Source organism: Rhizobium sp. S96 (assembly GCF_030382195.1).
In the GTDB taxonomy this organism is placed as follows: domain Bacteria; phylum Pseudomonadota; class Alphaproteobacteria; order Rhizobiales; family Rhizobiaceae; genus Rhizobium.
Map to the genome: position 1 here is coordinate 248209 of NZ_JAUDRY010000009.1, position 12438 is coordinate 260646.

Sequence of the window (12438 nt, forward strand, 5' to 3'; positions counted from 1 at the left end):
ATGGGCCTCAGCTCAACGTGTTACCGAAATTGTCGATGATTTTCAGGGCCGAGGCATGTTCGACGTCACGCATCGATCGGCCCGCCTTGAAGGCTTTAAGGTCGGGATCGAGGCCCGCGAGCAGCGGATCCAGCGGCTGGTGAAGTAGCGCATGAGTGCCAGGATAGCCGTAGTAAAGTTTCTCAGCGTTTTCGCGCCGGTCGTCGGCGATGCGTCGCCAAGTCGCGAGCAACCTTTCCACGATGGTCTTTAGCGCAGCATGTCCTCCGACAACTGCCTCCGAAGGAGCACGCGAGAGGATCACGTCGACAATCTCCTGTGCCACCACATGGTCGGGCATCTCGACAGCGTTGCGCTCGTTGGTCAGCTCCGGATGTAGATGCCGAACACAGGCCACGACGACGGCGGCAAGTGCACGGTCGATCGCTCGTGCAGCCCAAGGCGTCACGCTGGTCGGTTCGACAACCCGGTAAAAGGCTCCATGGAATTGGCGGAAACGCTCGAAGTGCAGGCGATCGCGCGGCTTCTGTGCGTTAAGGAGTGTCACCACGAGTCCCGGCTTGTCCGGCAATCGCCCGACGCGGCTGGATGCCTGAATGTACTCCGAGGCCGATTTCGGCTGTCCCTGCATCAACATTAGTCCGAGGCGACCTATGTCGAGGCCGACGGAGATCATATTCGTAGCGAGCGCTACATCAACACCCGACTTTTCGGCGGCCGCCACCGCAAGTGCGTCCTTTGCCGCTGCCACCTTGTCGGTGCTTTCGCGTGAAGTGAGCTCGAGCACGTCACGCATGCGACGGCTCGCGAAAGGCTGATCAGGTGGAGCGATGCGTCGCCGCTTGTCGCCGTAATCTGACAGATAACTGCGCACCTCGTCCTCAACGATGCGTCGTGCGCCGCCGAGTTCACGCAGTGCATTGAAGTAGCCGAGCGCCGTCATGTACGGATCGGCGTCGCTGCCCTCGTCAGCCTCCTTCTGAGCGGCGGCGAGCAGCGTGGTCAGCGTGCGCAGGAAGACGAGTTTTGGGCCCTTACCCGGAGCCGCGAGTCCTAAATACAGCCGCGCTGGACGTTGGGTTGGCGATACGGTCTCTGCAAAGAAGCTGTCGCGTCGATCTGGTCCTGGTGGAGGAAAGATCTCTGTGGTCTCGCGGTCGAAAAGCGCCTTAATCTGTGCCGAAGCGCGCCGGACGGTCGCTGTGGAGGCGACTATCTTAGGCCGGACACGTCGGCCCATCATCGTTCGAGCAGCAAGCCGATCGAGGGCTACTTCGTAGAGCGCCGCGACTGTCCCGAGAGGCCCACTGATCAGATGCAACTCGTCCTGGATAATCAAGTCGGGAGGGTCGAGTGAGAAGCTGTTACCTAGCGGCCTTCCTTCCCCTGCCTTGTCGTTCGCGCCGTAAAAGCCCCATTCGTCCGCACGATTCACGTGGCCGAAGAACGCGCCGGCTTCGCCAAGCCAGGGAAGTCCGGCGAATTTGTCGACGGTGGCGATGACAAAGGCCGGGAGCCGACGATAGATCGCTTCGTCGACGGTAAGGATCGGCAGCGCCCGTGCTCCTGTGAACTCACACCGACCATCCTTGTCAGCACAGCGAATTTCCATGTTCTTCGGCGCGATCGCGTTAGGTGTGCAGGCGAAGCTGTCCTTTTCAAACTCAGTACCACACCAAGGGCAGGCTTTGATCGGCGCAGGCGCTTCCCGACCCGACGTTTTGAAGCGCCTTACGCGCGCGACCGCCGTGTCCGGGCTAGGATCACCCGTCTTGCCAAGACGGTTCGGCGAAGCGGCAGACCCGACCCAAAGCCCGATCTCGATCGGCCAGTCGCCTAGGAGACGCTGCGTCCCTTCCATCCACGCCTGTTCGCCGCGCATCAGTTCAAGCGCACAGACCACGCCCGCCGCGCGCGAAAGCTGGTCGAGCGTGAGCAGGCGCAGCGTGTAGCGCATCAGCACCGAGACGCCCGCACCAAGCTTCCCACCAGCCGTCAGGCGGCGATGAGCGATTGTCCAGGCGGCGAGGCCGAGATAGGCTTCCGTCTTGCCGCCGCCCGTCGGAAAGAACAGCAGGTCGACGACTTCCCTGTCCTCATGCAGTTTGTCATTCAGGCCGGGCAGGTTAAGCAGCACGAAAGCGATTTGAAAAGGACGCCAAGTCGGCTGCTTCTGCGCTGCCGGATCGCCGTTGCGGCCAGCGGTGCGTTGCCGGGCCGCGCGGGCGACGGCCTCGTTCATCGCCTGGAAGGCCAGCCGCGCCCACCTGTCCTTCTTCAGGAGCGCGATGCCCCCCTCGATGCGTCGCTGTGCTCGGCGGGCGGCATCAAGCAGTCGCTCAGCAGTCCTCCGCCGCGGCTCTCCCTCAATGCTCTCGACATTCCCGCCTTCGCTGTTGATCCAGCTTGCATACTCCCGCGGAAGGCCCGAGAGCGCGGCGACTAGCGCATCCGGATCGCCTGCAGCGAGCTTCGCCAAATCTTCCATGCCAAACGTTGCCCCGATTCTCTCGTTTGGCTCGACGCGTTCTACCTCTGCGATGGGCAGGAAATCTGTATGCGCGGCACGCACCACGCCGCCCTCATCTTTCACCCAGCCTGCTGAAGTCGCGTTGCCGACCGCATATTCGGCCACGTCGTAATAATGGAGGTCGGCCGTTGCGGCGTCAGGATCGTCGGAGCCGAATCCTGTCATGTCCGTGCGAGGAAATAGGGGTAGTTCGCTGCGGACCTCCAGCTTAACCTGGAAGGCGAATGTCACGTCCGCAAAGCGGCGGCGCGTCGGATCGCGGCGGTTGACGAGCATCACCGTCAGAGCCACGACGTCTGCCTTGCCGCCATCCGGCTTGGTCAAGCTGTAGGGCCGTGCAAATGCTTCTACGACGAGTCCTCCGCCCGGACGTTGCTTTCCGGCCGAGCCTTCAAGTGTCCGGGTTACGCGCTCGCCGGGTCTTGGAACGGCGATTGTCACGCGAGCCATGCCGGGTATTCGCTGCCACGCAACATTGCGGTGTTTCGGGTCGAATGCGGCCGCATCATCAAGGAACACTTCCGGCGGCAGAGGCGGCTCGGTTACGTAGTCGCCCCAACTGGCGGTGACGTCGACGGTTTCCGCACGCGCATCGACCAGCACGGTCAGCCCACACGCTGACGGTGCGAGCGGCCTTCTTGGGGCGGGGTCGTCAGATGCGGGATCATCGGCAGCACGGCCAGATCCTGTTTCGGGGTCGCCGTCCTCCTGACCGTCGGTGACCATGTCTCCGGTCTCTTCCGGCTGATCCACCTCATCAATGCCGTCTGTAGGAGCTGGCACCAGGAACCCTGTCAGATACCAACGCGAAGGATTCGTATCGAGTTTCTCGCCCGCGATATCGATGTCGCGCAAGTCGGGTCCGATCAGATCGCGACGAAGAGTTTCGACGAGACGACCGCGGACGGCTGTCGGCGATTTCGGATCAATGCTCATTCTTCCCCCTCAGGTCTCGTCGGCATCCGGCGATTCCTGTTCACCCAGTTCTATTCGTAGACGGCTTCCCGTCCTTCCTGATAGTCGCCCACCACCCAGATGAAGCTCTGGATGTCGATCCTGTCGCGCGGACGCATGTCGGCCAGTTCCCGCTCTGTCTTCGCAACGAGATCGAGCAGGCTCTCGTAAACCGGCAGGCTAAGCCGCGCTTCGTATTCCGACGCGAAGCGGTGACCGACGCGGGTCGCGAAATCCTTGGTGGCTTCCGGCTTCAGGAACATGTGGGTGTCAGGCCGCCAGAGATATGGCAGATAAGTCGCGACAGTCCATTTCGCGTTGTCGTGCGGCTTCAGCGCCTGCTCCATTGAAAGTAGGTGTAACTTGGTGCCGTCCAGCGTGAAGCGCGCTGCAGCCTGGACGAACTCGTCGGCATCTGGACCGCGCAGCACGTCCTGTAGCCGAGTCTTTTCGAACGGCGAAAGCATGTTCGTGGCCCGGAACACGGCAAGCACCGCTTCGCCGAACCCCGTCCCGTTGACCGCCTTCTCGAGTGGCACCGTGTAGTCGAGTTTCGACTTAGCGGTAAGCTTGTAGTTGCGCTCCTGCGATGCGTATCCGTCGGAATGGACGCCGTTTGGAAAGAAGGACAGAAAGCGCTTCCTGGCCCCGTCGAAACCGAAGTATTTCGGGTCGCTCTTCCCCGCGTCATCGTGCAACTGGCGCCAGACGTCGTCGGCGTTCTCTCCCTCGGCGCAGCGAATGCCATCGGCGAGACCGAAGTAGCGGCCGTTCATCCGGACGAGGCGGAGTTCCCTCTTGCCGAGCTTGGCAGATCGGATCGTTTCGGCCTTGCTCATTCTGGTGTCTCCAGGTTCGCGACGCTTGTCACCCTTGCTGCCATGCTGAAGCCGCCAGCGCTCATGCTGACGCGGTCGCCACCGTACTTCGTCATCCATGCCGTATGAAAAACGATGATGTTAGGCATCGCTATCCTCCTCGCCGTCTGCCTCGTCATCTTCTTCATCCGCAGGAGCCATCCCTGCCGCGCGCTCCGCAGCGGCGCGTTCAGCGTTCAGCGCGAGAAGGCGGGCAAGGACTTCATCCTTGAACTCGGCGGGCCAATCGAGGCGGGTCTTGGGCGTTTTGCCCTCGTCAGCGTCCTGTTCGATGAACTCGGGTGCGGCGCGGTCAGCTAGATCATCCCAGCCATAGGCGCGCAGCACCGCGACATCCATCTCATGATGGAGTGCGCGAAGGTGTGCAATGTCAGCGCCGTTTTCGCTCTGCGCATGGAAGCGGTTATAGGTCTTGGTCAGGCCCTCGTTGCGACGTGTCATCAACTCAGCGCGGAAAGAATGATAGGCATCACCGGCTGCTTCGAGTGCGGGTTCGGTTTCAAAGCTCTCGAAAAAAGGGAAAGTGCGGAAACAGTCAGAAGGGGCGTAGCGAAGCCTATCCTCTAACGTCGATGAGAAAGAGCGAGCCCAGAGTTCATGCAAACGGCATTGCAAGGCAGCAAACGCGGCAAAACTCGCCAACGCGACCACGGCTACGGTATTTGCGTAAACACTCTTAGGGTCCAAGAAAGCGAAACCGAATTGAGGACATGCTCCGCAGTTGATGGCAAGAACCCGCTCAGTTTTCTCGACTGCTGAGTACAATTCGCCCCGCCGCCTTTCAAAAAGCCACCACGGAGCTGTTGAGTGGGACGCGCGCTTCCCCTTAATCCGCCTTTCAATTATCTCGACTAAATCGGGCCAGTCGCACGCAACAGGGTCAGCAAAGTCGGCAGGTACAATGCCTTCAATCAACGCCCTTTCGCGCTCGTCAGAACTCATCTTTGACCAGCTCATTGCTGCTTCTTCCCGACGCAGCGGAAAGCTCGCAAAATCGATCACGTATCGGTGATGCTTGTGTGTTGGAGAGTTATTGATCTCCTCGCCACCTAGATAGGGAAATATTCGCTTCGCATTCCGCGGATCGCTAGCGATCAGCGCATGCATTGTGTCCAGGCTCTCGGCCTCTCCCTTCGCGGCAGCAGCATCATCGAACGTGAATCCCATTCCGAGGACAATTGAGCCTTGGAATGCCTTCCCGGAATTGGCGACCAGAGCCATCGGCGAGGTATCGAGATCGCCCTCGACCAAATAGGCTGAGATGCGGCGCACTGGCCGCATATCGAGCACGGGCGAGACCGTTTGACCTTTCACCATATGCACGACAGAGACCACGACGGCCGCTTCACCCGGCCATTTGAGCCGCCGCGTGGCGCGGGAGATCACGCCTCCCTCGGAGATGATCTTGGTCAGCCCCGAAGCGCGCGTGTCGCCTTGGCCAATGGTGTTGGTAGCGATCAGACCGAAGGATCCACCCTGTCGCAACAGGTGAAAGGCACGCAGGAAAAAATGCGCCACTAGATCGGCGTTGCCATGCGCTCCCGCGTGCAGCGCCTGCAGCCAGGACAAATAGTGTTCGCGATTTCCGGCAATGGTAGTGTTTTTGCCGGAGAAGGGCGGATTGCCGACAATGGCGTCGAAACCGGGATTGCCGGCGCGCGCCCGGGGATCGAACACCTCGGGAAACTCCACCTCCCAATGGAACGGCCGTAGTGCGCTCTTACCATTGGTCAGGCCGCGTGAATGGGCCACGATCCGGTCAAACCAGTCCGACGCCGTGATGTTGGACTGGACGGTCTTCTGGAAGTCGACCAGCGCCGCGATACGCGGCTTCGCCTTACCTGCCGAAAAGAACGCAGCGAGCACGCCATCGCCGACAAGCCTGGCCATGTCGAGCCGCGCGTCAACGATTCGCAATTGCGCGCCAAGTTCTGCGGCGCTCGCCCATTCCGCCCGCTTCTGGATCTCAAAACGCAGCCGCTCGGCTTCCTGCAAATGGTCAGAAACGAGCTTTCCGACGAAGGTCGGTTGCTTCGTCGTGTCCCAGTGCGTTGCCGCGATCTGGTCCCTGGTAAGGCCTACAAGGCTGTCACCTGATTTGAGCGCGTGGTCAACGAACGTGAACTCGTGGTCACGGGCGAGAGTCGCCAACCAGAGCGACAGTTTAGCTAGGTCCACGGCGCGCGGGTTCCTGTCGACGCCGTAAAGGCAGTGCTGGGCCACCAGGCGGCGAGCGTGGAGCGGCTCGTCCTCGTCCGGCGGGATCACTGGCCGGGTCTGCGGCCAGCGCGCCCAGGCCAGCACCAGTCGGTCGCCGAGCGCCCGGCAGGTCTCCACCAGGAATGCGCCCGAGCCCATGGCCGGGTCGCAGACCTTGAGCGAGAGTACGTCCTCCGGCGTGGCGTCCGGACCAATGCGCTCGAACGCGGGCTCCAGCGCGTGCTGCACAATGGGGGCGGTGAGCGAGCGCGGGGTGTAGTGGCTGCCCGTCCGCCGCCGCTCGTCGGTCGGCTGCAGGAGCGGCGTGCCGGCAGCCGCGATGGCAGCGCCCGGCGAGGCGCGTTCGTCAACGATGGGTGTGAGTGCCACGACGAGCGCCTCGATCGTGGTGGCCTCTTTCAGCGCCTTCCCGACCTTATCGGTCACCTTGCCTCGGTTCGCTTCCTTGTTGAGGAATTTCGCCCGGTCGTTCGGGTTCGACGCCAGGAGCTTGTTCAGGTCCACGAACACGGGGGTTTTGTCATTCTTGCCCGCGCGGACGGCCAGCGCCGGCCCGTCCATGGTCTCCACCGTGAAGCCCATCACGGTTTCATAGACACTGCCGATCTGCTCCACGTCGAGCGTGCGGTAGGAGAGCTTCTCGCCGCCCAGCACCAGCAGGCGGTCGAGCACCTTCGCAATGCATTCGTCCGATACCTCAGCCGGCTTCGGCGAACCCTCCAGATCGTCCTGCCCCTGCAGAAAGGGAAAGGCGGCGGGATCAAACAGCTTGCCGCCGCGCCCGCGAATCCAGTCGCCGGAACGGTCGCCTTGGTGCACGAGCCGGAACAGCGCGAGCAGCCGCGCCCAGGCGCCGCGGCGCAGGTGCATCGTCAACTCATGCCGCGCGCGATCCTCGATCAGGCGCGCATGGAGAGTCCGCACCCCGTAGCCTTGGTCATAGAGCCGTCGCGCCTCGGCGTCTGTGCGCGAGGGGATGAGTTCGCGATCCTCGGCATAAAGCAGGAACACCAGGCGCAGTAAGACGGTCAGCAGGCCATCATAGACATGCTCGGGCTGCTCGCGGGCCAGTCGTTCCAACCGCGCGCGATCGGCGTCGTGCAGGCCGCGCATCAGCTCGTGAAGTGCGCCGAGCACCTGCGCTGCGAGCTTGGTCGAAACCTCGGCCTGTTCGTCGCGGCTCTTCTGGAGGAGCGCCGGCAGGCGGCGCTCTGGCGCGTCGTTGTGCAGCCGGAAGGAGGAAAGAAGTAGCTTCAGGCCGCTCAACATCGGCCGTCCGCCCACCTCGCCGAGCGAGCGGAGCGGGAAGCGCAGCCAGCCGCTGGTCTCGCCACGCGGCGCATGGATCAGGCGCAGCTCGCCGTCCGTCACAAGGATACCAATGCGGACCTGCCGGTCCTTGCACAGGCGCTCGAGCCGCTGGTGCGGCGTCGCCTCCCAGCCCTCCAGCGCACCGCGCCCGTCCGGGTCGACACCCGCCGCCTCAACTCGCACCAGAATCTGCCAGCCGCCCTCAGGATCAGCGACAGCCCAATGCGGTGCGATCTCGATGTCGCTTTCCTCGATGCGCAGGACCAGCTCGTCGGGGATAGGCGCGCCGCCGGGGCTGCCGGCGACGCGATTTGGCCGCCAGCCAAGAATGTCGGCGAAGAAAGCCCAAGGGTCGAGAAGTGCCGGTCCGGAATCCTGTAGCAACAGATGCGGCTTGATCGCCTCGGTATCAGAGCGCGTCTGCTGCTCGGGAACAAGCTCATAGGCCTTCAGCACTACCGGGGCGACGACGAGCCCGACCGGCTGGACGTGGCCGAGCCATTCCTCGTTAGGATCAAATGCTGCCATGCTCAATTCCCCTCCGGCCAGAGGTAGACGAGTCCTATCGTCTCTAGCCGGTCCGCGACCACGTTGTAGGATTCACGTACGCGGTGAGGGCCTGTCTCGATGTCGCTCGTGAGGCGGTCGAGCTTCGCCTTCCAGTGGCGTCGATCGCGCCGCCGCTGCTCTACCTCCTCTACGATCTCGGGTAGGAAGCTCATCTGCTTGTCGTCCGGCTCGGCGTCGGCCTTGGAGATGCGCGCGCGCTGGTCCTCCAGCAGGCGCTTCAGCGAGGTTGCCTCCGCTTCAGCGATCCTGGCGAGATCCCTCGCTGCATTGGCCTTGGCCTCCTCGGCGCGGGCGCGCAGCTCCGGTTCCAGGTCAGCAGCATCCTGGGCGGCGTACTGGCGGATGCGATCAACGATCTGGGGTGCGGGCACGCGAGCAGCCCGGAACGCTTCCTCGAGCTGGACAAGGGTCGCCGCCTCACGCGTAGGGCCGAAAGGCTTCAGCGGTTTGCTGCCCCGCCCAGCTTCCGTCCATGCCGCTGTCACCAGGATGATCTCCTCGTGGAGGCGCGCAGCCCCCGGCCCGTAGAGGGCCAGCCGGCCGATCAACACGACCCGCGGCTGGGCGCCGGGACCAATCACGACGCTCGCCCGTGACAAGCCAGATGCGAATCCTTGCGCCAGGAAGCGTGCCAGCAGGCGCCGGACGAGCCGATGCTCCAGGTGTACCTGAACCACGCCCTCGGCATCAACGCCGGACGGGGTGATGGCAGGCTTGAAGCTAAAGGAGCGAACCGGGGCATCGCGGCGCCAGTCCTTCAGGGTCTCACCGCGTTTGCGGCGGCGAATGCGCAGGTCGTCCAGTGCTTCCGCCCAACCCGCCGTCTGGAAAGCGGGCTCCGACGGGTCGAGACGGAAGGTCGAAGTCTCTCCGACCGTGCCGTCACGGTGAGCGTCTAGCGAGGAACCCGTGCGCGTGAGGGCAACCGACATCACCGCCTTGAGGTCGTTCGGATCAACACCGACGCGCTCACGCGAATCCTCCAGCGCGGATCGGAGGTCGTCGAGCTCCTTAGCCTGGCGGGCACGGCGCGCCACGGTCGTATCGTCCATCTCCTCGACGGCCGTCTGGGTTTGCTCGTCGGGTGTCTCGCCGTCGCCGTCGATCTCACGGGCGAGCCCCTTGGCGCCGCGGATGCCATCCTGCATGAGCCGCCGGTTGATACGCTCGGCAATGACCTGGCCAGCAGATCCTAGCTCGTCGTGGATCTTCTCTGTCTTGCGAACCAGCGCCTGCAGAACGACGTCTTCCTCACGCTGCTCGTAGACGAAATATTGGCAGTGCACGACCGGAGAAGGCTGCAGCTTGCGGTCGATACGGCCATTGCGCTGCTCGAGCCGCGCAGGATTCCAAGGCAGATCGACATGGATCAGGTCGTGGCAACGCATCTGCAGATTGATGCCCTCGCGGGCAGCATCGGTGCAGATAAGGATTCGCAGCGGGTCTTCCGTCGGATCGGCGTTGAATCGGCGCTTCAGCTCCTCGCGCCTATCTGTCGAAGTCGCGCCGGTGAAGCACGCGATGCGATCGTCCGGCAAGAGGTCGTCGAGCACCTCTTGGAGACGCTTCTCCAGCCAGCGGCGGGTATCCTCGTACTCGGTGAAGAGGATGAGACGGCGCTCGTTCCAGCGCCCCCCGGGAGCCATGTTCTCGCGAATCCACTGGGCAAGGCGAACGCCACGTGCATCCGGCTCCTGCGCATGCCGGCGCGCCATCTTGAGCATATCATCGACCATCGCGAGGTCGGAGACAGCGGCTGTGGCCATGCCCGCTGCTTCGGCCGCTGCGTTCTCGTCGTGATCAAGCAGCAATTCCGCGGCAGCCTCGTCCTGCGGCTCTTCCTCCATTTCGGCAGCCTGGCCAAGCGCACTCGCAGCGAAGCTTGCCGTTTCTCCTTCAACCGCCCGCATCAGTCCTTTGCGATGCACCTCCAGCGTCCGTGCGAAGGCTGCAATGGAGGACAGGAGCCGCTGCTGCAGGCCGACCAGCGTCAGCCGCACGTATCCGGCCTGCCGCGGCGGCAGTCCCTCCGCCTTCGCGCGGACCGCGTCCGCATAGGTACGCAGCATAGAAGCGAGCACGAGTTCGGGCGCGCTCTGCGGCAGGTCGGCAATCCGGATGGGCTCGACTTTGCGAAGCGGGAAGCGCTCGCCGAAATAGCGCAGGTCTGACTTCAGCCGTCGAACCATGACCGGATCCAGATCCTTCGGCCGGACCGGCACACCGCGGGTGAAACGCTGTGGATCCAGGATCTCAAGCAGCGCCGAGAAGGAGTTCGAATGCCCGTTGTGCGGGGTGGCCGACAGGAACAGGCGGTGTTCGAACCGATCTGCAAGACCGCGCACGACGCGCGTGAACTGGCTTTCGACCGCATACTTTATGCCGCTAGATGGCGCCGCATGATGCGCCTCGTCGAGAATGAGCAGCGAGCGCGGACGGAACTCGCCGAGCAGGTCGCGAAGCCCGGCGACGTAGGTCTCATCCGTCAACAGCGAATGCGAGAGGATGAACCGCGAGCCCGACGACCAGGGTGCGGCACCGTACCCACGTTCCCGCCGCAGCACGTTCATATGCTCGCGGTCGACGATGGTGAACGACAGGCCGAACTTAGTCTCCAACTCATCCTGCCACTGGCGCACCGTGCCAGCAGGTGCGGCGACCAGAACGAAATCGATGCGGTGACGAAGTAGAAGTTCGCGTAGGACGAGGCCGGCTTCGATCGTCTTGCCCGCACCGACGTCGTCGGCAATCAGGAGGTTAACGCGGGGGAGCTTTAGCGCCTTACGCAGGGGCAAAAGCTGGAAGGCATCCAGATGGATTCCGGCACGGAACGGTGCCTGAAACAGATCGCGGTCTGACGACGTTGCCGTGTTCCACCGGAGCGTCTTGAGGTAAGCTGCAAAGGTCGCCGGGTCGTCAGTGCCTTGCTTGGCGATCTGCCCCCAGCCTTCGTCGTCTAACACCTCGGCATCAAGTTCGGCGTCCCAAAGAACTTCAACCGTCTCGCCTGCGGCATCATCGTCGATGCAGGCAAGTCGAACGACTGGGAAGGAAGCACTTTGGGGTTCCGTCTCCACCAGCCAGCGGCGCGCTCGAACGCGCACGAACTGTCCAACAGATGGCACCATAATCCCCCCTGCAGGCTGCATCTGGATGCCAGCCACGATTTCGCAATTGCTACAACTCTTAGTAACCGCGTATTCTCAAATGGCCAGCGAAATTTCGACTCATACGTCGTGGATAGTAGGGTTGATCGCGGACGCTATGCGGCGTGCGAACGCGTGCTCCTGGGAGAAACGTGTAAGCTTATAGAGAATGGCAGCGTGTCAGCCGACAACAGCGATGGACTGTGGGCGATATCCGGAGTCCCCATGCGACCCTGGACAGCCGGCGACGCGGATTTGGGATCGTAGACCGAATCCTTCCACACAATTGCGACAACGTCGACGCTTGTCACTTTTTTGAACCCATGGATTCGACATCAGCGGTCAATGTTAGCGCTAAGGGCCGGAAGGGCGCTTGTGGGGCTTAGCCAGGAGGAGCTGGCAAGGCTCGCGGGTGTCACGTCAGGTGGTCGTCGATTAACTCACTCGTAGATTCGAATTGAAAAGGTCCGTGCCGGGATCACGGCCGCAGCCCGCATACTGTGATCCTTTGAGTCACGGGAGGTCGTTTTCATCGACGGGTCGCCGAAGTGCGGGCAGGGCGTCTGGCATTTTCGGCGAATCTTGAACGCCAATCCTAAAAACCTCTTCCAAATCCATGGCGTCAGGATACGCCTGACCTCCCGCTGTTGGCTGCTGTTATGCATCGGTGGGTGCGAAAGCGTGATGCTTGGCGGAGGTCGCGCCGGTCGATATGCACCGACGGTCTTGAGGCTTGACTCGGCCGGCATCTAACCTTGGGTACGCAACCAAACAGTAGCCGTGGATATAACCGATCTCCAAAGCTTGCCACTTGATTGGCGGTTGTGGC

Annotated in this window: 5 protein-coding genes; all 5 read right to left on the minus strand. The window is 62.6% G+C overall.

Annotated features, from left to right (window positions below; all coding sequences use genetic code 11):
- Window positions 1-7: 7 nt before the first annotated feature.
- From drmA to drmD, 5 genes are read right to left on the minus strand one after another with little or no spacing between them, the layout of a single operon-like run.
- The gene (drmA, locus tag QTL94_RS12150) at window positions 8-3466 is read right to left on the minus strand and encodes a DISARM system helicase DrmA (RefSeq protein WP_289801719.1); all 3459 of its coding nucleotides are present in this window, start codon (window positions 3464-3466) and stop codon (window positions 8-10) included.
- A 50-nt stretch (window positions 3467-3516) separates the two neighbouring features.
- Window positions 3517-4323, minus strand: a complete 807-nt coding sequence (locus QTL94_RS12155) for a hypothetical protein (RefSeq protein WP_289801720.1) — start codon at window positions 4321-4323, stop codon at window positions 3517-3519.
- Window positions 4320-4451, minus strand: coding sequence for a hypothetical protein (locus QTL94_RS12160; RefSeq protein WP_289801721.1), 132 nt, complete (start codon window positions 4449-4451; stop codon window positions 4320-4322). Before QTL94_RS12160 ends, QTL94_RS12155 begins: the two co-directional genes overlap by 4 nt.
- The gene (locus tag QTL94_RS12165) at window positions 4444-8421 is read right to left on the minus strand and encodes an Eco57I restriction-modification methylase domain-containing protein (RefSeq protein ID WP_289801722.1); all 3978 of its coding nucleotides are present in this window, start codon (window positions 8419-8421) and stop codon (window positions 4444-4446) included. Before QTL94_RS12165 ends, QTL94_RS12160 begins: the two co-directional genes overlap by 8 nt.
- Before the next feature lie 2 nt (window positions 8422-8423).
- Window positions 8424-11591, minus strand: coding sequence for a DISARM system SNF2-like helicase DrmD (gene drmD / locus QTL94_RS12170; protein ID WP_289801723.1), 3168 nt, complete (start codon window positions 11589-11591; stop codon window positions 8424-8426).
- Window positions 11592-12438 lie beyond the last annotated feature (847 nt).